This window comes from Streptomyces sp. NPDC001002, assembly GCF_053599215.1.
Window position 1 is genome coordinate 44,008 of the sequence record NZ_JBSFLV010000005.1, and the last position, 26,443, is coordinate 70,450.

The window sequence follows — 26,443 nt, forward strand, 5'->3', positions numbered from 1 at the left end:
CTACTGGTCGACGTTCTCCGTCACGGAGAACTGGTCGAGCAGGGCGTTGCACTTGTTGCCCTGCTGGCAGGAGAGCTGGATCGTGTTGGTGCCCTTGTTCAGGGAGACCTGGGCCCAGGTGGTCTGCCAGTTCTTCTCGAAGTCCTTGCCGACTCCGCCGAAGTTCTTCATGTTCAGCGGCCGGTCGCTGGTCTTGCCGTTGATCGTCAGCGTCCCGTCGGCATCCTGGTCGGCGATGGTGTAGCGGACGTAGACCCGGTAAGTGCCGGACTTCGGGATGCCGTTGACCGTCCAGGTGACGGAGGCGCCGACCTGGTTGAAGCCCTGTACGTAGACACCGCCGTCGGACTTGGCGCCCTTCACGTCGGACGCGGTGCTGGTGCCGCCGTCCAGACGCAGCGTCTTCGCGTCGCTCTCCGGAAGGTCGGCCGCCGCTGCCGACGAGGTCGACGCGCTCGGCTCCGAGCTCTGGGACGTGGACGGAGTCGCCGACGCGTCGCCGCCCGCCTTGTCGTCCGAGGAGTCGCCGTTCATCATCGCGACGCCGATGCCGATGACGACCGCGGCGACCACCGCGATCGCGCCGATCAGCAGCCCCTTGGTGTTGGGCCCGCGGCCCCGACCACCGCCACCGTCGCTGCGGAACGGCTGCTGCGGGCCGGTGGGTGCGCCGCCACCCGGGAAGGTCTCCGGCGCCGCGTAGTGCGAGTTCGGCTGCTGGTAGGCACCCGGCTGCTGCGGGACCTGGGCGTACGGGGCGGTCGCGGCGGCCGGGGCCTGCTGCTGGCCGCCGTACTGCCGCTGACCGACGGCCCGCTGCCGGTTGACCGAGTTCGGGTAGCCATAACCACCGCCGGAGGGCGGTTGGGCTCCCTTGGCCTGTCCGTCGGCGTAGAGGTAGCCGAACGGGTCGTCGTCCTCGGGCGTACTGGCGCCGTTGTTGCCGGACGTCATCCCTAGGTACTCCTCAGCGGTGCGGGTCGGATGCGATACGTGGAGTCAGAATGGCGAGCCTACCCGCTCCGGATGACCCAAACGGGTGACTCGGATCGCATCGACCGGCGGACCTGACCCCTGACCTGGAGATCATCCGGCCCGTCTGTGCTGTTTGGGACGAGATCGTTTCTCTACGTACATCCGCTCGTCAGCGGACTTCAACACCTCGTCCGCGGTCATCCCGCAGTGCGCCCACCCGATGCCGAAGCTGGCGCCCACGCGCATGGCGCGGCCGTCGACGCGGATGGGCTGGATGATCTCGTTGCGCAGGCGTACGGCCAGGTCCTGGGCGTCGGCGCGGCCGAGGCCGTCGGCGAGGACGACGAACTCGTCGCCGCCGAGCCGGGCCACGGTGTCCCCGTCGCGCACGCCCCGGGACAGCCGCCGGGCGACCTCGATGAGAACCGCGTCACCCGAGTTGTGCCCGAACCGGTCGTTGATCGACTTGAAGCCGTCGAGGTCGCAGAAGAGGACCGCGAGCCCCTTGCTGCCGTCGTCGCGGTCGCCCTCGCCCTCGGGGGCGACGGTGTGCACGTGGTGGTCGAAGCCGTCGAGGCCGCCGAAGCTGTCGAGTGCGCCGGAGCCGCCGATGACTTCGAGGCCGCCGCCGGGCCGGTAGTCGAAGCCGTGGCCGTTGGCGTCGTAGGCCGGGTGACCGTAGGCCGCGTCCAGGGTCTCCAGGGCGCCGGGCGTGGTCGCGCGCTGGCAGAGCCGGCTGGAGAGGCGGGAGCGCAGCTCGGCGGAGTTCGGCAGGCCGGTGAGGGAGTCGTGGGAGGCGCGGTGGGCGAGCTGCAGCTCGCGGCGCTTGCGCTCCTCTATCTCCTCGACGTGGGTGAGCAGGAAGCGCGGGCCGTCGGCGGCGTCCGCGACGACCGAGTTGCGCAGGCTGACCCAGACGTAGGTGCCGTCACGGCGGCCGAGTCTCAGCTCGGCGCGGCCGCCCTCGGCGGAGGTTCTCAGCAGCGTGCCGATGTCCTCGGGGTGGACCAGGTCGGAGAAGGCGTAGCGGCGCATCGCGGAGGCGGGGCGGCCGAGCAGGCGGCACAGGGCGTCGTTCGTGCGCAGTATTCGGCCGTGCTGGTCGCCGCCCATCTCGGCGATGGCCATGCCCGAGGGGGCGTACTCGAAGGCCTGCCGGAAGCTCTCCTCGCTGGCCCGCAGCGCCTGCTGCTCCCTTTCGAGCCTGACCAGAGCGCGCTGCATATTGGCGCGAAGTCGTGCGTTGCTGATCGCTATCGCGGCCTGGAACGCGTACATCTGGAGCGCTTCGCGACCCCAGGCGCCCGGCCGGCGGCCGTTGCGCGGGCGGTCCACGGAGAGCACGCCGATCAGTTCGCCGCACGCGCCGCCGTTCACGCCCGGCGTGTAAAGGGGCGCGAAGAGCCGGTCGGAGGGGTGCCACTCGTCCTCGAAGCGGGGCGCGGGTCCGTCCGTGTACCACTGCGGTACGTCGTCGTCGTCGAGGATCCAGCCCTCGGTGTGCGGGATGAAGACCAGGTCGCCCCAGTGCTCACCCATGCCGAGCCGACGGTCCCAGGAGTCGCGCGAGCCGACGCGGCCGGTGATCAGCGCCTCGGCCGCGGGGTTGCCCGCGAAGGCGGCGACCACGAGGTCGCCGTCGGGGCGGACCAGGTTGACGCACGCGAGCTCGTAGCCGAGGCCGTTGACGACGCCGTCGGCCACGGTCTGGAGTGTGTCGGCCAGGCTGCGCGCGGTGTTCATGTCCGCCATGACCTGGTGCAGTTGTCGCAGGGACGCGAGGCGGACGTAGGGCTCCGACTCGGTTTCCATGATCGCCCTCCCCCCGAGTCCTCGCAGCGAATCAAGGGTGCTCATCGGCGTATCGTTCTGGCAGCTTTCCCCGCCACTGAATCACAGCGCGCTGCCCACTCGGTACACAGGGTCAACAATTAGTACCCCTTGTGACTCAAGTCACAGCTAAACATGAACAATTGAGTGGGGATTCTGCGTTTTCCCTGTGCGTTCGCTGAACGCAATCTTTGTACGTATGTGAAGGCCTCTGTCACTCATCCGGCGCTGGTCCGACATTGGTCCTAGGACCTGCCTCGGACCGGGGCCCGATGCCCCGCCGCAGGGAGGACATTAGCGTTCCGTACGTGCCGAACACTCCCCCCGCCACGTCCCCGCCCGTCCCGCTGCCCGCCGCCCGGCATCCTGAGGGCGTGAGCAATGACGAGTTCCGCGCCGCCATGTCCCGGCTGACCGCGGGCGTGGTGCTGGTGACCGCACAGGAGCCCTCGCTGGACCCCGACGACCCGTCGGCGCCGCCCGGCGAGGACGTCGGCATGACGGCCACGGCGTTCCTCTCGGTGTCCCTGGACCCGCCCCTGGTCCTGGTCAGCGTGCGCGAGGGCTCCCGCATGGACGACCTGCTCGCGGAGCAGCCCCTGTGGGCGGTCTCGGTCCTCTCCGAGAGCCAGCGCCACATCGCGGGCCGGTTCGCCATGAAGGGCCGCATCAGCGACCGCCTCCTCTTCGAGGACATCCCCTACAGCCGCGGCAAGGCCACCGACGCCCCTCTGGTGGGCGGCGCGCTGGCCACCCTGGAGTGCCGCACGGAACAGCTGATCACGTCCGGCGACCACACCCTGGTGATCGGCCGCGTCCTGACGGCGTCGGTACCGAGCGCGGACGGGGGCCCACTGGCGTACTTCCGGGGCCGGTACCGGCAGTTGGGCTGAGCCCCGGCCTGCGGGAAAATCCGTGGCACGCGCGCGTAGTGCCTGCCTAGGGTGCGCGCATGGCGACGACGACCCCATGGCTGCACCTCGAAGAGATCACCCCGCGCACCTTCGAGGCCGCGACCGGCATCCGGGTCCGCCCGGAGCAGGAGTTCGCCGTCTCGCCGGTCCTGCAGTCCCTCGCCGAGGCGTACGTGCGTCCCGCCGGGGTCGCCTGGCCGCGGCTGATCGTCGACGGCGAGCGCCCGGTCGGGTTCCTGATGGCCTTCTTCGACATCGACTGGCACACCGACGGCAGCCTCTTCCGCTCCGGCCTGTGGCGCCTGAACATCGCCGCCGACGAACAGGGCCGCGGATACGGCCGGTTCGCCGTGGAGTCCGTCGCCGCCGAGATCCGCCGCCGGGGCGGCAAGGAGCTCTACGTCACCTGGCACCCCGGCGAGCACGGCCCGGAGAACTTCTACCTCCGCCTCGGCTTCCGCCCCAACGGGGAGCTCTCCGAGGGGGAGACGGTGGGCGTGCTGGACCTCGACTAGCGCCGGGTCCGTCTTTCGCCGGGCAGGTCACACGTACCGCCCCGGCCTGCGGGCCGCGTGACGTTGTCAGCCGGGATGCACTGTCCCGTGCTGCCGGCGGTACTCGCGCGGAGTGAGGCCGTAGGCGTTGCGGAAGGTCTGGCTGAAGTGCGCGGGGCTGGAGAATCCCCATCGCGCCGCGATCGCCTGAATAGGGCGCGAAGCCAACTGGACATCAGCGAGATCGCGCCGGCACTGCTCAAGGCGACGCCCGCGGATCCAGCCGGCGACGGTCTGCCCCTCGTGCTGGAAGAGCCTGTGCAGATAGCGCAGGGAGATGTGATGGGCGGCGGCGATCGCGTCCGGGGTGAGGTGCGGATCACCGAGATTGTCCTGGACGAAGACGTGGATCCGGGCCGTCAGCGCACGCTGGCGAGTGTGGGGCGCCACCGTTCTCGGGGCGTCGAGCGCGTCTGCCAGTGCCGTGGACAGTACGTCGAGGGTAAGGGTGGACAGCCGGGAGGTCTGCGCCGGACTGAGGCCGGACAGCTGCCGGGCAAGCTGCCGCAGGAACTGCGACGACAGCGCGCCGATGCCCTGGTCACCCGGGATGCGTACGGCGCTGAGCCGTTGCACGTCCTGGTCGCGCAGCGCCAACAGGGAGCGCGGGAAGCGCAGTAGGAGCAACTGCTGGCTGCCCGGAACGTCCGGCGCGAACTCGGAGACGTAGGGGCGTGAGGGGTCGAAGAGGATGAGGTCTCCGACTCCGAACTCCGCGCACCGCTGCGCCTGGGTGATCCGCCCGCGGCCGCGCAGGATGCAGCCCACCTTGAGTACTTCGGGATCGGTCCGGCGAATCAGCTTGGGCGTGCGGTGGACACCGTGCGCCGCCGTGGTCATCAGCGTTGTCTGCACGGAGCCGACATCGCACACGCCGACCTGGGCTCTGAAACCCGTCTCCACCTGAGGGTCGCACCGTAAGTCATAGGGCACCCAGAGCCTCGAACTGACCTCACGCCAGAAGTCGAAAGCCTCTCCCGGCGACACATCGGCCGTGCTGACTACGTCCATAGCCCGTCATGGTGCTGTCGTCAGGAGTGCGATACCAGCCATCGTCCGGACAAGCTCACCGACGGTGGGCGGCCCTCATCCTCGCGGACTTGCGGGCCGACGGAGCCGGACGTCGAGGCGGGCGACCAGGTCGGGGGCGGTCACGATGTCGATCACGGCGATCCGGTTCCGTACGAAGGTGAAGGTCAGCGCGCGGTCGAGGTGGTCGTCGACGAACGCGGCGACGCCCGGGACGCCGTCGACCAGCGCGGGACGGGAGACGCCCGCGTACCGTCCGTACGTCGCCGCGCCCTTGGCCACCGCCGTCGCGCCCGAGGTGACGCCGGTGTCGGCGCGGGCGATGACGTCGGGGTCGAGCAGTTCGACCAGGGCCGCGAAGTCGCCCTCCCGGGTGGCCGCCAGGAACGCGTCCACGACCTGCCACTGCCGCGCCCGGTCGGCGCCGGGGGCCTCGGCGCCCCGCACCCGGCGCCGGGCCCGGCTGGCCAACTGCCGCGCCGCCACCGGGGAGCGCCCCACGACGGTCCCGACCTCCTCGTACGACACCCCGAACAGATCGTGCAGCACGAACGCGAGCCGCTCGGGCGGGGACAGCGTCTCCAGTACGACGAGCAGCGCGACGCCCACCGAGTCGGCGAGCAGCGTGTCCTGTTCGGGATCGGCGGCGTCCACGGCCGGCACGCGCGCGTGGGTCTCCAGCGGCTCCTCCGCGCGGGACCTGCGCGAGCGCAGCATGTCCAGGCAGACCCGGCCGACGACGGTCGTCAGCCAGCCCCCGAGGTTCTCCACCTGCCGGGCATCGGTCCGCACGAGCCGGAACCACGCCTCCTGCACCGCGTCATCGGCCTCGGCGAACGAGCCGAGCATGCGGTGGGCGACGGCACGGAGACGGCTTCGGTGCGACTCGAATCGCAGCGCGAGGAATTCGGTTTCGTTCGCGTCCATGGCCACAGCCCCTTGCCCGTCGTCGTCCGGTGTCCGCCGTCGACGGCATGACGAAGGGCGGAGGGGGGATGTGACAACTACAGGACACAGGCCGTTCTACGAATACGGGCCACAAGTAAGGAGTACGGGCAAGACGTGCGAGCCGGGGCTCAGCCCCAGCCCTTCCCCTGTCGTCCCCGCTTCGTGTCGGAGCGCTGCTTCTTCTCGCGCAGCCGGCGTTCGTTGATCCCGCGCGGGATACGGGTCGCCCGGCGCGGCTTGGGCGGCGGCGCGGTGGCCTCGGCGAGCAGCGCGGCCAGCCGTACGGCCGCGGTCTCGCGGTTGCGCCACTGGGACCGGTGCTCGGAGGAACGGACGCTGATCACGCCGTCGACGAGCCGGCCGGCCAGCCGCTCCAGCGCGCGTGCCTTCCACACCTCGGGCAGCGACTCGGTCTTGGCCAGGTCGAAGCGGAGCTCCACCTGGGAGTCGGTGGTATTGACGTGCTGCCCGCCGGGCCCGGAGGAGCGCGAGAAACGCCAGATGAGCTCGGCCTCGGGGAGCGAGACGGAGCCGCGGATGGCATAGGGACCGGACATGACTCCATGGTCGCGGGTCTGTCCGGTCCACGTCACCCCGTTTTCACGGGCGAGCCGCCGAACGGTTGGTAAAAAAGGTAAAGGGGTGCGGAACCTTGGGGACCCCCCGCGGCGTTCATACGGGTGACGGTAGCTTCGTCCACAGTGCGAAGCCCGTACGACGTAACGAGGGAAGGGACTCCCAACAATGGCTGTAAGCCTGTCCAAGGGTGGCAACGTCTCGCTCACCAAGGAGGCCCCGGGCCTGACGGCCGTCACCGTGGGCCTCGGCTGGGACGTCCGCACCACCACCGGCACGGACTTCGACCTCGACGCCTCGGCGATCGCGGTCAACCCGCAGGGCAAGGTCTACTCGGACGGTCACTTCGTCTTCTTCAACAACAAGCAGACGCCTGACCAGACCATCGTCCACACCGGCGACAACCGCACGGGTGAGGGCGAGGGCGACGACGAGGCGATCAACGTCAATCTGGCGGGCCTCCCGGCCGACGTCGAGAAGATCGTCTTCCCGGTCTCCATCTACGACGCCGAGAACCGCTCGCAGAACTTCGGCCAGGTCCGCAACGCCTACATCCGCATCGTCAACCAGGCGGGCGGCGCCGAGATCGCCCGCTACGACCTCTCGGAGGACGCGGCCACGGAGACGGCGATGGTCTTCGGCGAGCTGTACCGCAACGGCGCCGAGTGGAAGTTCCGCGCGGTAGGCCAGGGCTACGCCTCGGGCCTGGTGGGCATCGCCCAGGACTTCGGCGTGAGCGTCTGAGCTACCGCCAGCTGAACTGGAGCCCCCTGGTCGCCATGACCGGGGGCTCCGGCGTTTTCGCTGCTTGGACAACGTCCGCATCCACCGGGCCTGATGTGTCAGAAGAAATGCAGGAGTTCGGTGAGGGAGGTGATGGAGGGCACGTCCGAGACGGCCGAGTCCCGGCACAGCGCACGTCCTGCATAGCCGAGTCGGATCGCCGCGGCGACCAGGTCCGGATCGTCATCGACGAACAGACACTGAGCAGGAGCGAGGTCCAGCGCGGCGCTGGCGTGGTGGTACATGCGCGGGTCCGGCTTGTTGCAGCCGAGGACGGCGGAGATTGCATACGCCTCGAAGAACCGGCGGATCCCGAGTCCGGCGTGGAGGTCGGGCAAACCGGCCCAGGAGTCGGACACCACGGCCATCCGCACCCCCCGCCGGCTCAGCTCCTCCAGGGTTTCCACGACGTCCGGGTACGTCTCCAGGAACACGGTCGGGGCGACTTCGCGGCCCAAGTCGGCGAGAAGTCGCGAGGTCGGGTCCACGCCGAGGTGGCGGAGCATCACCCGGTGGTAATCCTCGTAGTCAGGCGTCGATGACGAGGTGGCGAAGAAGTGGTCGCCCGCACTGATGGCCGCCGCGAACTGTTCCGGTGTGATCGACGGGGCGTGGGCGAGGACGGTCTGCTCGAAGTCCGCTCGCGGGTTCCAACGACCGCCGATCGGCCGCATCAGCACGCCGCCCGAGTCGAAGAGAACAGCACGGAGATGGTCGGGAGAGGCCGACGGTGTCGTCACCCGCCCAGTCTGTTGACCGGACGCCCACTGGTCGACCCCTCTTCGAGCCGGACACTCACCGGATCTCGACGAACCGTGCTCCGGTGCGACGGGACGTCTTTCCCAAAGAACACATGGTGGAAAGAACCCTCACCGACCCTCGCCGTGCGTTTCCCAGAAACAACCTGGCGCGCTACCGGGACACCGAAAACGCGGCCTCACGAATTCCCGGAGCCCGCTCTATTGGACTCTATGTGGCTCTATGGGGCGACGAACGTTTTGATCACCGCGCGGAAGCGTTCGACCTCGGCTCGGTCTCGTAGGAATTCTCGGAATCCGGTCAGTGAAGTGTTGTATTCGGTGATCGGATTCCAGCCGCCGGGAGGTGTGACGTCGCGGCGGGTCGGCCATTGGAAGCCCGTGCTCTGGCGTTCCGCCGTCAGTTGCCAGGCGATATAGAGCTTCGCGGCCGCGGGGTGGTTCGCCTTGCGGAAGATCGCCGCAGTTTGGGGCCAGCTCATGAACTGGTCCGTCCTCGGGACGACGTAGCGAAGGGGCTGGCCCGGGGTGGGGACGAACGGGGCGAGGCTGGAGAGGCTCACCGTGCGCTGGCCGCTGACCATCGACGCGATGGCCACGCCTCCGTTCGCGACGATGAGTGGGTTCTGGTCCATGAACTGCTCCATGTAGCGGAGCCCGTATTTCTGTGTCACCAGGTAGAACGCGAACAGGATGGCGTCTTCCGAGGTGGGGTCCGGGACCACGATCTTGTCGCGGAACGCGGTCGTCAGAAAGTCACCGGCGTCTCTGGGCGCCTCGGCCTCGGTGACGAGGTCGCTGTTGCTGACGCGGCCGAAGGAACGGCCCAGGAGGCCGATATAGGCGTAGTCGGAGTCCCGGTACTGCGAGAACACCGCTTGGGCGCCCGGCGGCCGGTACGGCAGGAGCGCGTTCTGGGACTTCCAGTGGTCGAAGTCGTACAGCGTCTGGAGCTGGGCGACGTCCGGCTCCAGGCCGCCGAGGGTCAACTGCCGGTTGATCAGGGCGCTTTGCACCGGGCTGTAGCGGACGGTGAAGACGGCGTCGATCCCGGGAAACGCGGTGACGAACGCCTGCCGGGTCCCGGCCTCCTGGTTGGGGGAGCTACCGCCCGCCCACACGACCAGCTTGCCGCCCTCGTCGAGCGCGTCCTGGTACAGCTGCTGCAGGTAATCGGCCGAATCACCGCTCACCGTCGCGGCCGGCGCCGCGAACGCTCTGTTCTGCGCGATCGCCGAAACGCTCACGCCTGCCGCGCCGACCGCGGCGTATTTGAGGATGCCACGTCGGCCAATAGCACCTGTCACCGAATCAGAGATATTCAATGTGCCCTCCATTGGATTGGGCCACGCCAATTCTTTGACGTTCTTTGACGTGAAACCCTGCCACGGCATCGCCGGCCTGAGAGCGGATGACAGGTTATTGACAGCGGACCTGTTCAGCTCTGCCCTTTCGGGCAGAGATATCAATATTCCATAAAGACAGGACGACCTTCCAAGGGGCGCCGGAGCCGATAAGTTGCCGCCCATGGACCTCACTCCCCTCCCCCTCACCCCCGATCACGACATCCCGGCGCCCCTCCTCACCGAGCTCACCGCTCTCTACGCCTCCAACCGGGAGTTCCACGCGCTGAGCGGGGACTTCCCGGATCCGGACGACATCCGGCCCGAGCAGGTCGCGGTCGCGTTGGCGGACGAGTTGGCGAACCCGGACGTGGAGGTGCTGCTGGCGCGGAGTGCGGGGCGGCTGGTCGGGGTGGCGATCACGCTCGACCGGCACCCCGACCCGGCCGATCCCGACCCGTGGATCGGGCTGCTGCTCATCGACGCGGGGGCTCAACGGAAGGGGTACGGGCGGCAGTTGGCCGGTCTCGTCGAGGAGCGGTTCCGGGCGGCCGGGCGGGATGCCCTGCGGCTGGCCGTACTTGATGCCAATCCCGACGGGCTCGCCTTCTGGCAGGCCCTCGGCTACGAGGTGATCGGACATCGGCCCGACCTCCAACTCGCCCGGCCCTGCTCGGTGTTGCGCAAGGAGTTGGGCGGTGGAGGGCTCGCGTGAGCCTCACGGGTGGGCCGGCTTGCCGTCTCCGTACAGCCAGGTCTTCCAGATTCCGGTGAAGTCCTTGTCCGGCGCCTGCTTCTCGACGTACGCCGTGAAGTCCGCCGTGTCCGCGTTGCCGTGGCGGTGGGTGGCCGCCCAGCCCTGGACGATGTCGTAGAAGGTGTCGTCGCCGACAGTCTGGCGGATCTTGTGGAGGACCATCGCGCCGCGCAGGTAGACGGGGGTGTCGGAGACGTGGCCGGGGCCGCTCGGGCGTGCGGGCGGGAAGGCCCACAGGTCCTCGTAGTCGTCCTCGCCGTGCGCGTAGAGGTGGTGGAAGGTCTGCTCCGCCGTGTCGCCGTCGTGGTCCTCGTCCCACAGCCACTCCGCGTACGTGGCGAAGCCCTCGTTCAGCCACATGTCCCGCCAGGTCTTCGGGGTGACGGAGTCGCCGTACCACTGGTGGGCCAGTTCGTGGACGAGGGTCTCGGTGTCGGGGGCGCCGGGGAAGATCGGGCGGTTCTGGGTCTCCAGGGCGTACTCGGCGTCGTCCGGGCGGTCGACGATCGCGCCGGTGGAGGAGAAGGGGTACGGGCCGAAGTTGTAGCGCGCCCAGTCCATGATCTCGGGGAGTCGGGCCAGCACCTTGCGGCTCGCCGCCTTCACCGTCGGGTCCACGGCGGTGTAGATCGGCAGGCCGTCGGTGGTCGTCGAGCGGCTGATGTCGTAGTGGCCCACGGCGATCGTGGCCACGTAGCTCGCCATGGGTTCGGCGGTGTGCCAGCGGAAGGTGGTCCGGCTTCCGGCCGTCGTCTCGCTCGTCAACTCGCCGTTGGAGACCGCCTGCAGGCCCTTGGGAACTGTCACCGCGATGTCGTAGGTCGCCTTGTCGGAGGGGTGGTGATTGCCCGGGAACCACGTCGTGGAGCCGATCGGCTCGCCCAGGGCGAGGGCGCCGTCCGCGGTCGGGAGCCAGCCCTCCTTGGAGCCGTCGGGGTCGGTGATCGTCTGCGGGGTGCCCCGGTAGCGGACGGTGGTGCGGAAGGTCTCGCCCTCGTCGAGGTCGTCGTGGGGGCGGACGGTGAGTTCCTGGCCGGCGCGGTTCCAGCGGGCGGGGCGGCCCTCGACGCTGACGTCCGTCACGTCCAGACCCCTGAGGTCGAGGTCGAAGGCGGAGAGGTCATGGGTGGCGCGGGCGGTGACGGTCGCCGTGCCGGTGAGGCGACCGCCCTGCCGCTCGCCGTCCTTCGGGTCGTACGCGAGGGTCAGGTCGTAGTGCGTGACGTCGTAACCGCCGTTGCCCGCCTTGGGGAAGTACGGGTCCCGTACGCCGGAGCCGCCCGGTGTGCCCCGGACCCCGCCGTCGCATCCGGCGAGACCGCCCCCGGCCAGGAGGACGGTGAGCAGCAGGGCGGCCGGGGCGAGGGGGACGGATCGGGGCACGTCCGTGATCCTAGGCGGCCGGGGGGCCGGCACGGCGTGACACCATCGCGTACGTGCTCGACATCGGCTACGCCCTCTCCAACCGTTTCCCCGACCCGCCCCAGACGGACTACCGCCGCGTGGACGTCCACGCCCTGCGGCACGACCTGTTCTGCGGGGACGTCTATCTCGCCGACACCAAGGCCGACCGGGAACTGTCCACAGCCTGGGGATGGGTGCCGGTGCTCGACTTCGCGTGGGCGTTGTGCGACATCGTGGAACAGCTGGACAAGGACCCGGCGGGATCGCGTGCCGCGCGTCCGCAGCGGGCGGAGCTGGACTTCACGGAGACCACCGACCGCATGCTCTTCGAGCGGCGGTTCGGGTGGGTGGACGTCGAGTCGGACTGGATGCCGGCCGACGAGCCACCGCTGTCCTTCTCCCACGGCGAACTGCGGCGCGAGGCACGGGACTTCCTCCAGGACCTGATCGCCGACCTGGTGGACCTGCACGAGGACCTCGGCGAGAACCCGGCGATCTGGGCCCTGCAGGCCAAGTTTCCCCGGGTGGACTGACTCACGAGGGGCACAGACACGGTCCCGCCGATAGGCTGAAGACGCTCGGGTACCAGTGCGCACTCCGCAGGAGCTTCCGCGATACGCAGCACAGGAGGAACCGTGGCCGGCCAGTTCGAGGCGACAACCGACATCAACCGCTCCATCGAGGACGTCTTCGCCTTCCTCGCCGAGGGGACGAACGACCCCAAGTTCAGCCCTCGGGTCCAGTCGATCGCGAAGAGCCCGGAAGGGCCGACGGCCGTGGGCACGGTCTTCACCAGCACGGTCAAGGACGCCGGCATGAAGTCGGCCCGGACGTTCCGGATCACCGAGTTCGAGGCGCCCCGTCGGATCCGCTGGGCGGAGACCTCGAAGAACTCCGTGACGGCGGACGAGGGCGGCTACGACCTGGAGTCCACCGGTCCCGGCACGACCCGCGTGCGGATCTACAACGTCCTCGAAGGCCACGGCATCGGAAAGCTGCTGGTGGGCTTCGCGGCGGCCGCGGCCCGCAAGGACGCGCCCGCGTTCGGCCAGCGGATCAAGACGGCGGTGGAGGCGGAGACCAAGCCGGCCTAGAGGCCCGGGGGCCTTGGGGCTCCGCGGGCTTCGAGGTCTGGGGATTTCGAGGCCTGGGGGCTTGGGGACCCGCGGGCTTCAGGACCCGCGGGCTTCAGGACCCGCGGGCTTCAGGAGTCCCCAGGGCCCTGCGAGTTCGCGCGCATTCCCCGCCACAGCAGATCCGTGAGGTCCGCGATCTGGGCCCGCTGGTCACCGCCCGGGTCCAGGAGGAGCAGCCCGCCCAGGCCCCGCATGACCGTGCGCGGGTCCAGGTCCGCGCGCACGGTGCCCGCCTCGACGTTGGCTCTCACCAGCGCGGCCAGCGCGACGGTGACCTCCTCGTAGGCCCGGTTGTACACCTCGCCGCCGGTCGCCGCGGCCCGCAGCGCGTCGCCCAGGCCGCGCTTCGTCGCCATGTAGTGGGCCAGGTGGTCGGTGACCCAGATCCGGAAGGCCTCCTGCGGCGGGTGCGCCTCGATCAGGCTCGGCACGATCTCGATGAGGTGCCGCACTTCGGCCTGGTAGACCGCGAGGACGAGCGCTTCGGGCGTCGGGAAGTGCCGGTAGATCGTGCCGACGCCGACTCCGGCCGCCTTCGCGATGGCGTTGAAGGAGACCTCGCCCGACTCGGCCAACGCCCGCTCGGCGGCGGCGAGGATGCGCTCGCGGTTGCGTCGCGTATCCGCTCGGCGCGAGCTGATGGGCTCCGTTGTCATGGTCACAGGCTACTTTCTTGCCGAGCGGATAATTATCCGGTACGTTTCCGAGACCAGAACGGATAATTATCCGCTTCCTGTGAGGAGAGGGCCAACCATGAACACATCCCTTGTCGGAGCCACCCGCTCCACCCCTGCGGGGAACTGGATCGACGGCCGGTGGAACTTCGGCGGCGAGATACACGAGTCCCTCGACCCCTCGACGGGCAAGGCGGTCGGCACCTTCCACTCCGCGGGCGCCGCCGAGGCGCGGTCCGCGATCACGGCCGCCCGGGAGGCGTTCGACACCACCGGCTGGTCGCGCCTGGCCGAGCCGCGGGCCCGGGCGCTCGACGAGTTCGCGGACCGCGTCGAGCGCCGCACCGACGAACTCGGGCACCTGCTCTCCCGGGAGACCGGCAGGCTCCTCTGGGAGACGCGGATGGAAGCCGAGATGGCCGCGCGCCTGCTGCGCCTGAACGCGGCCCGGGCGCGGGTCCAGACCGGCGGGCAGGCCCTTGAGCAGGCGCCGGAGACGTACTGGCACGCCGTACCGGAACCGGCCGGCGTGGTCGGGATCATCGTGCCGTGGAACGGGCCGCTGCTGCTCGCCGTGCGCGCGATCGGGCCCGCGCTCGCGGCGGGCTGCACGGCCGTCGTGAAGCTGCCGGGGCAGACGGCGCTCACCAACACGCTGCTGGCCGAGACCGTGGCGGAGACCGTCTCCCTGCCGCCCGGGGTGCTCAGCCTCCTCACCGAGGCGGGCAACGAGGTCGCGCCGCTGCTGGTCGACTCACCCGAGGTCGACGTGCTGAGCTACACCGGCAGCACCAGGGTCGGCCGGCTGGTGGCCTCCGGGGCGGCGGCCCGGGTCAAGCGGACGACGCTCGAACTCGGCGGCAAGACACCGCTGTTGATCTTCGACGACGTGGACGTCGACGCCATCGTGCCGGTCGTGGTCCGGGCGGCCACCCTCATGAACGGCCAGTACTGCGCCACCGGGTCACGCGTGCTGGTGCACCGGGCGGTGGCCGACGAACTCCGCACCAAGCTCAGCGCCGCGCTGCGGTCGGTGCGGGTCGGCCCCGCCGACGACCCGGCCAGTCAGCTCGGCCCGCTGATCGACAAGGCGGCCGTCGACCGGGTGGACCGCCTCGTCGAGGAGGCGGCCGGCTATGCGAAGGTGCTGGTCCGCGGCGGGATTCCGGACGAGCCCGAGCTGCGCGACGGCGCGTTCTACCGGCCGTCCCTCGTCGAGACCGACGACGTCGACGTGCCCCTCGTCCAGGAGGAGGTGTTCGGCCCGGTGCAGACCTTCGAGGTCTTCGAGGACGAGGCCGACGCGATCCGGCGGGCCAACGCCACCGATTTCGGCCTGGCCGCCTCGGTGTTCACCGCCGACGACTTCCGGGCCCGCCGGGTCGGCCGCGAACTGCGCATGGGCGAGGTCTGGTTCAACGCGCACGGGATGACGACCTCCCAGCTGGCCGGAACACCGGTCAAGCAGAGCGGATACGGCAGCTTCGGCGGTTCCGCGGCCCTGGAACAGTTCCAGGTCCTGAAGAGGTACGGCACCGCACGGCCGAGGTGAGGGCACGCCCCCTTGAGCCCTCAGAGGTGAAGGCACGCCTCCTTTGGCCCTCAGAGGTGAAGGCGCGCCCCCCTTGAGCCCTCAGCCTTCCACCCTGATCCCCAGCTCCCCCGCCAACACCGCCGCCAGATCCACCAGTTGGGCCGGGCTGATCACCGAGCCGGCCAGTTGGCCCACGCCCCGTGCGATGTCCAGTTCCGCCGCGCCCCTGAGGTCCACGTCCTTCAGGACCGCGCCCGTCAGGTCCACCTGTCTCAGGGCGCAGTCCACGAACTCCACGCGTTCCAGGCGGGCGCCGCCGAAGTCCGGTTCCACCAGGACGCAGGACTCGAAGACGACGTCCTTGAGCCTCGCCGTGCGCAGGTTGAGGTAGTCGATCTTGCCGCCGCGGATCACCACCCGTTCCAGTACGGCGCCGTGCAGCTGGGTGCCGCCCAGGCGGGCGTCGATCAGCTCGACGTCACGGAAGGTGGACTCGGCGAGGTCGGTGCCGACTCCCCGTAGGCCGGTCAGGACGGAGTCCAGGACGCGGGCGTGGTGCAGTCGCGTCTCGTCCAGCGCGCACCCCGTCAGCGCGCAGTCCATGAAGCGGGCGCCCCCGCCGTCCTGCCCGGCGAGGTCCAACTCCCGCAGCTCCAGGCCGTCGTAGTCGCCGTCCGGCGCCAACTCCCCGTCCCTGAAGGGCTCCAGCGGGGGAAGGCGGATCTCCGGGCGGCGCGCCGCCTTCACCGCCGTGGCACCCGTGCCCGTCGCGCCCGTTCCGCCCGCACCACTCGTCGCTCTCCTCGCCATGGGCCCATCCTGCACCCCGCCACTGACAATCCCCCGGGCCGGGCTCTGACCAGCGACTACGCACCCTCATGTCACATTTCCGGGCCCCGATCAGTCGTACAGGGAGAAAGGCCGTACAGAGCGGGACCCGATCCGAGGGAGAGCCATCCATGCACCGCATCACCGTCATCGGCGGCGGGTTCGCCGGACTGACCGCGGCCGTCACCGCTGCCGAGGCGGGCGCCAAGGTGACCGTGTACGAAGCGCATCACACCCTCGGCGGGCGGGCGCGGACCGCCGAGGGGCCGTATCGGACGAACGACGGACCGCACGCGCTGTACAGCGGCGGCCCGCACTGGACCTGGCTCAGGCAGCGGGATCTGATCGGGCCGCTCGCGCCGGTGCCGCCGTTGGAGGCGGCCCGGATGCGGCTGCGGCACCAGGGCGTGCTGCGCCGGACCCCGCCGTTCGCGATGCTCAAGCTGCTGCGGCCGGGTGTCCAACAGGCGCCTGTGGACGTCGACTTCCGCACTTGGGCCACCGGAATCGCGGGGGAGGAAGGGGCGCGAGCCGCCGCCAACTACTCCGCCGTGGCGCTCTTCCATCACGATCCCGGCGCACTGTCCGCCGCGTTCGTGCAGGAGCGGTTGCGGCGGGCGACCAGGTTGCCGCCCGAGGCGCACTATCCGCGCGGCGGCTGGGCGACCGTGATCGACCGGATGGCCGCGCGGGCCTGGAATCTGGGCGTGCGGATGGAGACGCTGGCGCGCGTCGACACCCTGCCGACCGATGGGCCGGTCGTCGTCGCCACCTCCCTCGACGCGGCCCGGCGGCTGCTCGGGGACGACTCCCTGACCTGGCCGAGCGGCCGTACCGCACTGCTCGACCTCGCCCTGCGGACCCGGCGCGGGGACGCCTTCGCGGTGTCCGACCTGGACTCCCCCGGCTGGATCGAGCGGTTCACCGCGCAGGACCGGACCCTCGCGCCGGCCGGCGAGCAGCTCCTGCAAGGACAGATCCCGCTCGCTCCGCACGAACGCCGGGCCGACGGTGTCGCCCGCGCCGAACAGCTCCTCGACCTCGGCTTCGAGGGCTGGCGCGAGCGCGTTACCTGGCGGCGCGAGGGCACCGCCAACGGTCGTACGGGAGCCGTGGACCCGCCCGGCTCCAGCTGGCGGGACCGGCCGGCCGTCGAGCGGGGCGACGGCGTCTATCTCGCGGGCGACCAGGTCGCGGTGCCCGGTGTGCTGTCCGAGGTCTCCTTCAACAGCGCGCTGACCGCCGTCTCCCTCGCCCTCGGCGCACGCGGCCGTGACGCCCTTGACCTCAAGCATGCCTGAGGTTGGAGGGTGGGTCGCACGAGCCAAGAGGCCCGCAAGCCAAGAGGCCCACGCGCCGGACGCCTCACGGACAGCAGGCCTCACGGACAGCAGGCCTCACCGACAGCTGGGGGAACCACCATGCACGCCATCCGTCTGCACACCTTCGGCCCGGCCGAGAACCTCACCTACGAAGAGGTCCCCGACCCACTGCCGGGCCCGGGCCAGGTCCGTATCGCCGTCGAGGCCGCCGGAGTGCACCTGCTGGACACCGCTCTGCGCGAGGGCGACCAGGGGCCGCTGCCCCGGCCGACCGTGCTGCCCACCGTGCCCGGCCGTGAGGTCGCCGGGGTCGTCGAGTCGCTCGGCGAAGGGGTCGCCGAGCTGTGGCTCGGCCTGCGGGTGGTCGCGCATCTGGGCTTCGCCCCGGGTGGGTACGCCGAACTCGCCGTCACCGATGTCGACCGCGTGCACGAGATCCCGGCGAACCTGGACTTCGGCGAGGCCGTCGCCATGATCGGGACGGGGCGTACGGCGATGGGGATCCTGCAGTTCGTCGAGCTCGGCGGGGACTCGGTGGTCGTGATCCCGGCCGCCGCCGGTGGGATCGGGACGCTGCTCGTGCAGTACGCCAAGCACGCCGGTGCCCTCGTCGTGGGGCTGGCCGGCGGGGCCGGGAAGGTCGCGCGCGTGCAGGCGGGCGGCGCCGATCTCGCCGTCGACTACACGGATCCGGGGTGGGCGGAGAAGGTGCGCGCCTTCCTGGGCGGGCGGCCCGCCACCGTCGTCTTCGACGGGGTCGGCGGGGCGGTCGCCCGGGAGGCCGTGGGGCTGCTCGGGCCCGGCGGCAAGCACCTCGTCTTCGGGTGGTCCGCCGAGGGCATCCGGGGCGGCGAGCCCTACCTCGTGGACGGGGTCTCCGAGCAGGTTCTGGGCCCCGTGATGATGCGGCGGGCCGGCGGCCCCGACCCCGTACGCACCCTCGAACTGCGCGCCCTCGCCGAGGCCGCCGAGGGCCGGCTGATCCCCGCCGTGCAGCGGTTCCCGCTCGCCGAGGCGGCCGCCGCGCACCGCGCGCTCCAGACGCGCGCGACGACCGGAAAGGTGGTACTGGAGCCATGACCAGCAAGTCCGCACCCGAAGATGCGACCGGCCCCCGTTCATGGTCTTCTGGCCAGATGAGTGGCACCCGGACAGGTGAGAACGGCCCGCCCGTGGACGCCGATCCCCGCCGCTGGTGGGGCTTGGTGATCATCGCGCTGGCGCAGTTGATGGTGGTGCTCGACGCGACCATCGTGAACATCGCGCTCCCGTCCGCCCAGACCGACCTGCACATGTCCGACGGCAACCGCCAATGGGTCATCACCGCCTACACGTTGGCCTTCGGCGGGCTCCTCCTGCTCGGCGGCCGGATCGCCGACCTGGTGGGCCGCAAACGGACGTTCATCTTCGGGCTCATCGGCTTCGCCGCCGCCTCCGCGCTGGGCGGCGCGGCCACCAGCTCGGGCATGCTCTTCGGCGCCCGCGCGCTGCAGGGCGTCTTCGCCGCCGTGCTCGCGCCCTCCGCGCTCTCCCTGCTGACGACGACCTTCACCGACCCCAAGGAACGCGGCAAGGCCTTCGGCATCTACGGAGCGCTGGCGGGCAGCGGTTCGGCGATCGGGTTCATCGTCGGCGGGCTGCTCACCGAGTACCTGGACTGGCGCTGGTGCCTGTACGTGAACGTGCCGATCGCGGTCGTCGCCGTCTTCGGCGCCTTCGCGCTGCTGCACGACCGGCCGGGACACAGCGGCGCCCGGCTCGACGTGCCTGGTGTGGTGCTCGGTTGCGGCGGTCTGGTCGCGATCGTCTACGGCTTCAGCGAGGCCGAACCCCGGGGCTGGAGCGACCCGTTGGTGCTCGGGCTGATCTTCGGCGGGGTGGCGCTCCTGGTCGCGTTCGTGTGGTGGCAGACGCGGGCGCCGTCGCCCCTGCTGCCGCTGCACATCGTCAAGGACCGCAACCGTGCCGGGTGCTTCCTGACCATGGGGCTCGCCGTCATCGGCATGTTCGGGCTGTTCCTGTTCATGACCTACTACCTCCAGGTCATCCTCGGCTACTCGCCCGTGAAGACCGGTCTGGCCTTCCTGCCGCTGACCGTCGCGATCATCATCGGCTCCACGCAGATCTCGGCCCGGCTGCTGCCCCGTGTCGCGCCGCGCGCCCTGATGGTCCCCGGCATGGTCCTCGCCGCCGGCGGCATGCTGATCCTCACCCAGATGACGGTGAACTCCGACTACCCCACCGAGATCCTGCCCGCCCTGCTCCTGATGGGCCTGGGCATGGGACTCACCTTCATGCCGGTGTTCTCCACGGCCACCGCCGGAGTCGCCCCGCAGGACGCGGGCGTGACCTCGGCGACCGTCAACACCTCGCAGCAGGTGGGCGGTTCGATCGGTACGGCGCTGCTCAACACCATCGCCACCACCAGCGGCGCGACCTACATCGCCGCACATCTCCACAACCCCGCCCAGCGCGCCCTGGTCACCAGGGAGGGCATCGTGCACGGCTACACGGTCGCCATCTGGTGCGCCGTCGGCATCATGCTGCTGGCCGGTCTGGTCGCGGGCCTGATGGTCACGGCGAAGCCGCCCAAGCAGGGCGCACCGGCGGAAGCGGCGGTGCCCGAGTCGGTCGCGTGAGGAATCCGGTGGCATGAGAAAGGGGGCCGCGATCCACGCGGCCCCCTGCCCCCTCCCCCGACTACCGCACTCGACTAGGTCACTTGGCGACCGCCTTCGTCGCCTTGCTCACCGCCGACCCGTCCTTGTGACCGGTGCGGTGGGCGACGACCTTCACGGTGATCTTCTTGCCCTTCTGGGCCGCCTTGAGCACCAGCGAGGTCTTGGTGGCACCGCTGATCGCCTTGCCGTTGGCGTACCACTGGTACGAGTACGTCGTCGGGCTCGGACTCCAGGTCCCCTTGGTCGCCTTCAGCGTCTTGCCGACCTTCGCCGTCCCGCTGATCACCGGCACCTTGCTCGCCTTGGGCGCGTCCCCCTTGGCGACCGTCACGGCCGCCGAGGTCGCCGTGCCGTTCCGGTACCCGCTCCTGACCGCGGTGACGGTCACGCTCAGCTTCTTGCCGACGACCGAGGCGGGGACGGTGTACGTCGACGCGGTCGCGCCGCTGATCGCCGTACCGTCCGCCTTCCACTGATAGGTGTACGACGACGGCGCGGCCGACCAACTGCCGGGCGCCGCCGTCACCTTGGCCCCGGCCTTGACCGTGCCCGTGATCTTGGGGGCGGCGGTGTTGGTCAGTTGGGCCTGGGTGACGGTGAAGGTGCCGCGCTGGAACTCGCAGCACCCGGCGAACACGCTGACGTTCCAGGTGCCGGGCGTGACGCCGGTCAGGTCGAGGGTCGCGGTCAGCGTGCGGTTGTCCGCGGAGACCGAGTCGGTCTTGGCGGTGACGGTCGTGCCGTTCAGGTACAGCCGGACCGTGGCGGTCGCGGGGAGCGCGGTGCCGGTCACCGTGAGCGTGGTCTTGGTGCCGGACACGCCCGTGTCGGGGCTCACCGCGCTGACGGCCACCCTGTCCGGGCCGCACAGCGAGGACGCGCAGGTCAGCTTGGCACTGTAGGCGGTGGTGGACGTCTTCTCCGGCAGGCCGAGCACCAGCAGCGAGGGCGCGGATCCGCTGGTCGAGCCGCCCGCCGAGCACGCGTAGCCGGAGCTGGACCCGTAACAGCCGTTGGCCCACTGCGCGTTGTAGAGCGAGGGCACCGCCGTCTCGGTGCCGCCGGCGGTGTCCTTGATCTCCGCGTCGAAGCGGTCGTACCCGGCCGTCGGCAGTACCGCGCACACCGCGCTGTGCTGTTCGTCGAGCGTTCCGGTGACCGGCCCGTAGCCGTAGGACACCGACGGGACCCTGGTGCACTCCGGGGCGGGGCCGGCCGCGGTCGCGATGCGCAGGGCGTCCAGGTGGTACTCAGGGGCCGCCTTGAGGGTGGCCGGGGTCTGGACGAGGACCTGGTGGACGGTCGAACCGGTGGCCGTGCAGGCGCGGTTGGCGAAGGAGCACTCCATCTTGCCCGCGCCGTCCAGCACGGCGGTGTTGGCGGTGCCCAGCGCGTCCCGCACATTGACGTGCAGGACGTCGGTGGCCGCGTCGGTGGTGATCTGACGGCAGCTGACGGTACCGGGCTCGCCCTGGGCGACGGTCGTGGACGGCCCGCCCACCTTCGTGGCCGCACCCTGCACGCAGCCCACCGAGGACGCGCTCGCCGTCACGTCACGCCGGCTCAGGGTGTACGTGGCGGGCAGGTCGCGGCCGGTGACCAGCACGGTGTGGGCGACGCCCGGGGTCAGCGTGCAGACCGTCCAGCCGTTGGTGGTGGCGGTGCGGTCGCAGACCTTCTTGCCGGTGGCGTCCAGCACGGAGAACTTCGCCGGTACGCCACCGGAGGTGCCGATCAGCTGGAAGAGCTCCGCGCCCGTGTGGGAGTAGGCGGGGATCGTCATGCACTGCGAGAAGACACCGCCGCCGGTGGCGAAGGCGGCCTTGGCGCCGTCGGCGGTGAAACTGCCGGCGGCCAGGACCGGGCAGTCGCCGGCCGCGTCGGTGCGGTGGAAGGCGATCGTGTAGGGGCCGGTGGCGTCCTCGCCCGAGTCGTCGGTGTGCACCAGCGCCCGGTAGGGGGCCCGGCCGGTCAGCTCGCAGTCGCCGTCCGACAGCTTCGTCTCGTCGCACAGCACGAGGCCGTCCGCGTCGTAGACCGCCAACTCGGCGTCCACGCCGGACGCGGCGAGCGGGGTGAGCGCGGCGATGGAGGCGCCCTGCGGGAGGTCCAGGGTCAGGCAGTCGTACTCGCCGACCGTGCTCAACTCGCCCTTGTACACGCCGGTTCCGGTCGACACGCAGCCTGCGTCGGAGGCCTGGTCGAGGACGATCACGTCGTCACCGCTGTCGGAGACTCCGATGACGGCGGTGTAGGTGCCCGCGGCCGGCAGCCGGCAGGGGTCGCTCTCCCGGCAGGCGATCTTCCCGGCCGCGTCGTAGACGAGGGCGGGGCTCGCGGAGTCGTCGTCGATCTCGTGGACCAGGTACCGGCCGGCCTTGCCGACGGTGAAGGTGAAGCAGGGGTTGGCCTGGAAGTCCAGGCCCTCCAGGGTTCCGAAGGGGCGTACGGACGCGGTCCGGCAGCCCTGCGGGTCGGACAGCGAACGCACCCGGGCCGTGTACGCGGCGGGGAAGCCGTGCTCCGACTCGGTCACCCGGGAGATCAGCCGGTAGGGACCCGTGCCGGGCAGCACACAGCTGAGGGTGTCCTCGTCGTCCTCCGTGATGCGCGGGCAGACGCGGACGCCGGTCGAGTCGGTGATCCACGCGAGGACGAAGCCGTAGACCTCGGTGGCCCGGCTGAGCAGGACACGCTCGCCCGGTGTGCCCTCGAACTCCTGGCAGTCGATCTCCACTCGGCTCGCCGAGGTGCGGACCGGCGAGGGCACGTCCCAGGCCGTGGAGACCGGCGCCAGGCAGCCCTCCGTGGCCGAGCTCAGCGGGACGACGGTGAACGGGATCTCCATGTCCGACCAGCCGTTGTTGACGACCTGGAGGGTGTAGTCGCCGGCCGTCGGGACATCGCAGCGGCCCGCCTCGGAGAACTGCTCGTCGTAGCAGTCGACTTCGGTGCCGTCCGCGGCGAACAGGCGGGCGTACGCGCTGCTGCTGTCGTCGAGGGTCACCAGGTAGCGGCCGGCCGCCGGGGCGGCCATGGTGAAGCAGGCAGTTCCGTCGATCGGGACGCTCGCCTTGTTGAGGGCGTCCCCCGGGTCGCCGAACGAGGCGAGCGCGAGCGGCGCGCACTCCGGGTCGGCGGCCTCGGCGGTGCCCGCTCCGGTCAGCGAAAGCAGTCCGGCGAGCAGCGCGACCAGGGCCGCGAGAGTGGTGAACCGTCTGTGCCCGGGTCTCGGACAGCCAGCGGTGTCGGACATGAATTCCCCCTGGATCATCGGCCTTTGGGGCGATGATCGCACACGGGTACGACAGCGCACCCGTGGGTTTCAGGAGGTCTCCGCAGCCTCAGTGGCGGCCGGACACCCGGTCCGCGATCCGGGCCAGCCGGGACGACCGCGCGGCGTGCGTGGCGGACTCCCGCCGGTCCGCGGTCCGGTAGGTGGCGTACATGCCCTGCACGCCCAGCCAACGCAGCGGCTCCGGCTCCCACTTGCGCACCCGGTGGTTCACCCAGGGCAGTTCGGTCAGCTCGGTCGGGCCGCTCTCGCCGGAGTCGGATCGCACGAGGTCGCGGAGTGTGCGGGCCGCGAGGTTGGTGGTGGCGACGCCCGAGCCGACGTATCCGCCCGCCCAGCCGAGCCCTGTCGAGCGGTCCAGGGTGACCGTCGCGCACCAGTCGCGCGGCACCCCGAGGACGCCCGACCAGGCATGGGTGACGGCGACCCCGGCGAGGGAGGGGAAGAAGCGGACGAGGAGGTCGCGCAGCGCCTCGATCGTCGTCTCCTGTGTCCGCCCGTCGTTGTCGGTACCGGATCCGAAGCGGTACGGCACCCCGCGCCCGCCGAGCGCGATACGGCCGTCGGCGGTGCGCTGCGCGTACATGTACGCGTGCGCCATGTCGCCCAGCGTCTCGCGCCCCGCCCAGCCGAGCGCCGCCCACTGCTCCTCCGTGAGCGGCTCGGTGGCGATCATCGACGAATTCATCGGCAGCCACGTGCGCTTCTGGCCCTTGAGGTCGGCGGTGAACCCCTCGGTGCAGCGCAGGACGTAGGGCGCGCGGACGGTCCCGTACGGCGTCACCGCGTGCTTCGGCCGGATCTCCGTGACCGGCGTCGACTCGTGGATCGTCACGCCGAGGTCCTCCACGACCGCGGCGAGCCCCTTCGCGAGCTTCGCCGGGTGGAGCCGGGCGCCGTGCGGGGTCCAGGAGGAGCCGACCGCGTCCGCGACGGTGATCCGCTCGGCCGTCTCCGTGGCGCCGTACAGCTCGCGGTCCTGCTCCCCGTACGAGAGCTCGTGCGCGTGGAAGTCCTTCAGGCGGGCCAACTGCGCGGGTGTGCGGGCGACTTCGAGCACCCCGCCCTTGTGGATGTCGGCCTCGATGCCCTCCGCCTCGGCGACCGCGATGACCTCGTCGACAGTGTCGTTCATGGCCTGCTGGAGGCGTACGGCGGCCTCGTGGCCGTGCAGGGTCGCGTACCGGTCGCGGCCCGCGATGCCGTTGTAGAGCCAGCCGCCGTTGCGCCCGGAAGCGCCGTAGCCGCAGAACTTCCGCTCCAGCACGGTGACGCGGAGACCGGGCGTGGCCTTCTTGAGGTAGTACGCGGTCCACAGTCCCGTGTAGCCGCCGCCGACGACCACGACATCGGCGCTCGCGTCCCCGGCGAGCGGCGGGCGCACCGCGGGGAGGCCGTCGTCCGCGTACCAGAAGGAGATGCCGCCGTTGACGATATCGGTCGCCGAGGTGCCCATACAGTGACGCTAACCCTTGACCGGAGCCCTTGTCTCCTTCGGATTCCGTGTTTTTCCGCGCCCCCGCGTCAGCGGATAGCACCCGAGCCCGATCAGTACGGAGACGAAGTGCCCGAGATCGGTGAAGGTGGGCGTGGAGGTCAGCGGGTAGCAGTAGACGCCGAGCACGACCGCCAGGTACAGGTACCGCCAGGGCGCCGGGATCCGGTACGTCAGCACCGCGACGACACCGGCCAGCGCGTAACTCACGCCGATGTCCAGGGTGTTGAGCGCCGAGTGCGGGGCCATGCCCTCGTTGACCGCCCGCAGCAGCGCGCCCTCGCTGATCAGCGTCGCGAGCACGTGCGCGGCCACGCAGACCGTCAGCCACCGCAGGGTGCCGAGCCAGCGCTCGGCCTGCGCGTGGAAGACGGTGTAGAGGACGGCGTACGGCACCCAGCGGCCGCCGTCGATCCACATCGCGCTCTGCACCAGCACCCGCACGGGGTTGTCCGACAGCTCGTTGATGTTGGTGGACCGCTGCCGCAGGAACTCCTGCTCGAACTCCGGCGACATGTGGTGCATGGCGACGGTCGTGACGAACAGGATGGCCAGCCAGGCGTACGTCCCGGGCGCGCTGCGGACGTACGCGCCCACCCTCCTCAGCCCCCGGTCGATCCGCCCCCGATCAATTCGCATGAGCCGATTCACGCACGCAAGTATCGTCGCGGGGGTGATCGACATTCCGGGCGGGCTGGCGGCGGCGCAGGAGAAGTACAACGGGGCGGTGGGGCGGGACTTCGTGGCCGGGCTGCCCGATCTGGCGGCCTCGTTCCTGGACCGGTGGGGGCTGCGCCTCGACGGTCCGGCGATGCACGGGGTCTCGGCGCTGGTGCTGCCGGTGGTGCGGGCGGACGGCGTGCCGGCCGTGCTCAAGCTGCAGCTCCTGGACGAGGAGAGCGTGGGCGAGCCGGTCGCGCTGCGCGTGTGGGACGGCGACGGGGCGGTACGGCTGCTGGACCACGACGAGCCCACCGGCACGATGCTCCTGGAGCGCCTCGACCCGGCCCGCATGCTGTCCTACGTACCCGACTCCCGCGAGGCCGTCCTGGTCATCGCCGATCTCCTGGCCCACCTGACCGCGGGGCCAGCCCCGGCCGGCCTGCGCCGCCTGGGCGACATCGCGGAGGCCATGCTGGAGCGGACGCCCCGGACCCTGGAGCGCATCCCGGATCCCGCCGACCGCCGACTGGTCGCGGACTGCGCGGCCGCCGTGCGCGAGGTGGCCGACACCCCCGGTGACCGGCTCCTGCACTGGGACCTGCACTTCGAGAACGTCCTCGGCGCCGACCGCGCCCCCTGGCTCGCCATCGACCCCAAACCCCTCGCCGGCGACCCCGGCTTCGACCTCCTCCCGGCCATCGACAACCGCTTCGACCCGGCCGAGGTCCGCTGGCGCTTCGACGCGATGACGGACGTACTGGGCCTGGACCGGGAGCGGGCCCGGGCCTGGACGCTCGGCCGGGTGCTGCAGAACTGTCTGTGGGAGGTGGAGGAGGGGCGGTCGCTGGAGGAGGAGCAGGTGGAGATCGGGCGGCGGTTGCTGGTGGGCGGGGTCGGTTAGGGGCCTGTCCGGCGGCAGGTCCCGCCGGACAGGCCCTGGTCAC

Annotated in this window: 24 protein-coding genes; 11 read left to right on the forward strand and 13 right to left on the reverse strand. The window is 70.7% G+C overall.

Annotated features, from left to right (window positions below; translation table 11 throughout):
* Together ACWDR3_RS04250 and cdgB are read right to left on the reverse strand one after the other, a co-directional pair.
* Positions 1–954 carry a carbohydrate-binding protein gene (locus ACWDR3_RS04250; protein ID WP_450350649.1) on the reverse strand — a complete coding sequence of 318 codons (954 nt, stop codon included), beginning with the start codon at positions 952–954 and terminating at the stop codon, positions 1–3.
* Positions 955–1,086: 132 nt separating this feature from the next.
* Entirely contained in the window at positions 1,087–2,787 is a 1,701-nt protein-coding gene (cdgB, locus tag ACWDR3_RS04255) for a diguanylate cyclase CdgB (RefSeq protein ID WP_450350650.1), read from the reverse strand.
* Positions 2,788–3,113: 326 nt separating this feature from the next.
* Here cdgB and ACWDR3_RS04260 point away from each other — a divergent pair, with 326 nt between their 5' ends.
* Together ACWDR3_RS04260 and ACWDR3_RS04265 are read left to right on the forward strand one after the other, a co-directional pair.
* Entirely contained in the window at positions 3,114–3,698 is a 585-nt protein-coding gene (locus tag ACWDR3_RS04260; RefSeq protein ID WP_450350652.1) for a flavin reductase family protein, read from the forward strand.
* A gap of 59 nt (positions 3,699–3,757) precedes the next feature.
* On the forward strand, positions 3,758–4,234 hold the full coding sequence (locus tag ACWDR3_RS04265; protein WP_450350654.1) for a GNAT family N-acetyltransferase: 477 nt from the start codon (positions 3,758–3,760) through the stop codon (positions 4,232–4,234).
* A 66-nt stretch (positions 4,235–4,300) separates the two neighbouring features.
* Here ACWDR3_RS04265 and ACWDR3_RS04270 read toward each other — a convergent pair whose 3' ends face one another.
* The 3 genes from ACWDR3_RS04270 to arfB all read right to left on the reverse strand — a co-directional run bounded on the left by ACWDR3_RS04270 (position 4,301) and on the right by arfB (position 6,807).
* A complete protein-coding gene (locus tag ACWDR3_RS04270; RefSeq protein WP_450350655.1) occupies positions 4,301–5,284 on the reverse strand; it encodes a helix-turn-helix domain-containing protein in 984 nt (327 codons plus the stop codon).
* A 75-nt stretch (positions 5,285–5,359) separates the two neighbouring features.
* Complete coding sequence (locus ACWDR3_RS04275) at positions 5,360–6,229, reverse strand: sigma-70 family RNA polymerase sigma factor (RefSeq protein WP_450350656.1); 870 nt, start codon at positions 6,227–6,229, stop codon at positions 5,360–5,362.
* Positions 6,230–6,378: 149 nt separating this feature from the next.
* Entirely contained in the window at positions 6,379–6,807 is a 429-nt protein-coding gene (gene arfB, locus ACWDR3_RS04280; RefSeq protein WP_123996708.1) for an alternative ribosome rescue aminoacyl-tRNA hydrolase ArfB, read from the reverse strand.
* Between the two features lie 187 nt (positions 6,808–6,994).
* Here arfB and ACWDR3_RS04285 point away from each other — a divergent pair, with 187 nt between their 5' ends.
* Entirely contained in the window at positions 6,995–7,570 is a 576-nt protein-coding gene (locus ACWDR3_RS04285) for a TerD family protein (RefSeq protein ID WP_123996707.1), read from the forward strand.
* A 98-nt stretch (positions 7,571–7,668) separates the two neighbouring features.
* Here the strand turns inward: ACWDR3_RS04285 and ACWDR3_RS04290 are convergent, their stop codons facing one another.
* Complete coding sequence (locus ACWDR3_RS04290; protein WP_450350657.1) at positions 7,669–8,349, reverse strand: HAD family hydrolase; 681 nt, start codon at positions 8,347–8,349, stop codon at positions 7,669–7,671.
* Positions 8,350–8,588: 239 nt separating this feature from the next.
* Entirely contained in the window at positions 8,589–9,704 is a 1,116-nt protein-coding gene (locus tag ACWDR3_RS04295; RefSeq protein WP_450350659.1) for an ABC transporter substrate-binding protein, read from the reverse strand.
* Positions 9,705–9,894: 190 nt separating this feature from the next.
* Here ACWDR3_RS04295 and ACWDR3_RS04300 point away from each other — a divergent pair, with 190 nt between their 5' ends.
* Positions 9,895–10,425 carry an N-acetyltransferase family protein gene (locus ACWDR3_RS04300; RefSeq protein ID WP_450350660.1) on the forward strand — a complete coding sequence of 177 codons (531 nt, stop codon included), beginning with the start codon at positions 9,895–9,897 and terminating at the stop codon, positions 10,423–10,425.
* Positions 10,426–10,428: 3 nt separating this feature from the next.
* Here the strand turns inward: ACWDR3_RS04300 and ACWDR3_RS04305 are convergent, their stop codons facing one another.
* A complete protein-coding gene (locus ACWDR3_RS04305; protein ID WP_450350661.1) occupies positions 10,429–11,850 on the reverse strand; it encodes a M1 family metallopeptidase in 1,422 nt (473 codons plus the stop codon).
* Between the two features lie 53 nt (positions 11,851–11,903).
* On the opposite strand from ACWDR3_RS04305, the gene ACWDR3_RS04310 reads away from it, so the two are divergent.
* Together ACWDR3_RS04310 and ACWDR3_RS04315 are read left to right on the forward strand one after the other, a co-directional pair.
* Positions 11,904–12,404: a hypothetical protein gene (locus ACWDR3_RS04310; protein ID WP_450350662.1), complete on the forward strand. Its 501-nt coding sequence runs from the start codon at positions 11,904–11,906 to the stop codon at positions 12,402–12,404.
* 102 nt (positions 12,405–12,506) lie between these two features.
* A complete protein-coding gene (locus ACWDR3_RS04315) occupies positions 12,507–12,965 on the forward strand; it encodes an SRPBCC family protein (protein ID WP_450350664.1) in 459 nt (152 codons plus the stop codon).
* Positions 12,966–13,075: 110 nt separating this feature from the next.
* Here the strand turns inward: ACWDR3_RS04315 and ACWDR3_RS04320 are convergent, their stop codons facing one another.
* On the reverse strand, positions 13,076–13,663 hold the full coding sequence (locus ACWDR3_RS04320) for a TetR/AcrR family transcriptional regulator (RefSeq protein ID WP_450350665.1): 588 nt from the start codon (positions 13,661–13,663) through the stop codon (positions 13,076–13,078).
* Positions 13,664–13,760: 97 nt separating this feature from the next.
* On the opposite strand from ACWDR3_RS04320, the gene ACWDR3_RS04325 reads away from it, so the two are divergent.
* Positions 13,761–15,233, forward strand: coding sequence for an aldehyde dehydrogenase family protein (locus ACWDR3_RS04325; protein ID WP_450350667.1), 1,473 nt, complete (start codon positions 13,761–13,763; stop codon positions 15,231–15,233).
* Between the two features lie 81 nt (positions 15,234–15,314).
* Here the strand turns inward: ACWDR3_RS04325 and ACWDR3_RS04330 are convergent, their stop codons facing one another.
* Positions 15,315–16,025: a pentapeptide repeat-containing protein gene (locus tag ACWDR3_RS04330; protein ID WP_450350669.1), complete on the reverse strand. Its 711-nt coding sequence runs from the start codon at positions 16,023–16,025 to the stop codon at positions 15,315–15,317.
* Positions 16,026–16,174: 149 nt separating this feature from the next.
* Between ACWDR3_RS04330 and ACWDR3_RS04335 the strand changes: the two genes are divergently transcribed.
* The 3 genes from ACWDR3_RS04335 (at position 16,175) to ACWDR3_RS04345 (ending at position 20,004) form a co-directional block, all read left to right on the forward strand.
* Positions 16,175–17,344, forward strand: a complete 1,170-nt coding sequence (locus ACWDR3_RS04335; protein WP_450350671.1) for an FAD-dependent oxidoreductase — start codon at positions 16,175–16,177, stop codon at positions 17,342–17,344.
* A gap of 120 nt (positions 17,345–17,464) precedes the next feature.
* A complete protein-coding gene (locus ACWDR3_RS04340; RefSeq protein ID WP_450350672.1) occupies positions 17,465–18,445 on the forward strand; it encodes a zinc-binding dehydrogenase in 981 nt (326 codons plus the stop codon).
* Between the two features lie 56 nt (positions 18,446–18,501).
* Positions 18,502–20,004 (forward strand): MFS transporter, encoded by a 1,503-nt coding sequence (locus tag ACWDR3_RS04345; protein ID WP_450350673.1) that lies wholly within the window; start codon positions 18,502–18,504, stop codon positions 20,002–20,004.
* A 79-nt stretch (positions 20,005–20,083) separates the two neighbouring features.
* Here the strand turns inward: ACWDR3_RS04345 and ACWDR3_RS04350 are convergent, their stop codons facing one another.
* The 3 genes from ACWDR3_RS04350 to ACWDR3_RS04360 all read right to left on the reverse strand — a co-directional run bounded on the left by ACWDR3_RS04350 (position 20,084) and on the right by ACWDR3_RS04360 (position 25,475).
* The gene (locus ACWDR3_RS04350; protein WP_450350674.1) at positions 20,084–23,302 is read right to left on the reverse strand and encodes a Tat pathway signal protein; all 3,219 of its coding nucleotides are present in this window, start codon (positions 23,300–23,302) and stop codon (positions 20,084–20,086) included.
* An 88-nt stretch (positions 23,303–23,390) separates the two neighbouring features.
* Positions 23,391–24,797: an NAD(P)/FAD-dependent oxidoreductase gene (locus ACWDR3_RS04355; protein ID WP_450350675.1), complete on the reverse strand. Its 1,407-nt coding sequence runs from the start codon at positions 24,795–24,797 to the stop codon at positions 23,391–23,393.
* A gap of 9 nt (positions 24,798–24,806) precedes the next feature.
* A complete protein-coding gene (locus ACWDR3_RS04360) occupies positions 24,807–25,475 on the reverse strand; it encodes a rhomboid-like protein (protein ID WP_450350676.1) in 669 nt (222 codons plus the stop codon).
* Here ACWDR3_RS04360 and ACWDR3_RS04365 point away from each other — a divergent pair.
* Positions 25,474–26,400, forward strand: coding sequence for an aminoglycoside phosphotransferase family protein (locus tag ACWDR3_RS04365; protein WP_450350678.1), 927 nt, complete (start codon positions 25,474–25,476; stop codon positions 26,398–26,400). The genes ACWDR3_RS04360 and ACWDR3_RS04365 overlap by 2 nt on opposite strands.
* The last annotated feature ends 43 nt before the right edge of the window (positions 26,401–26,443 follow it).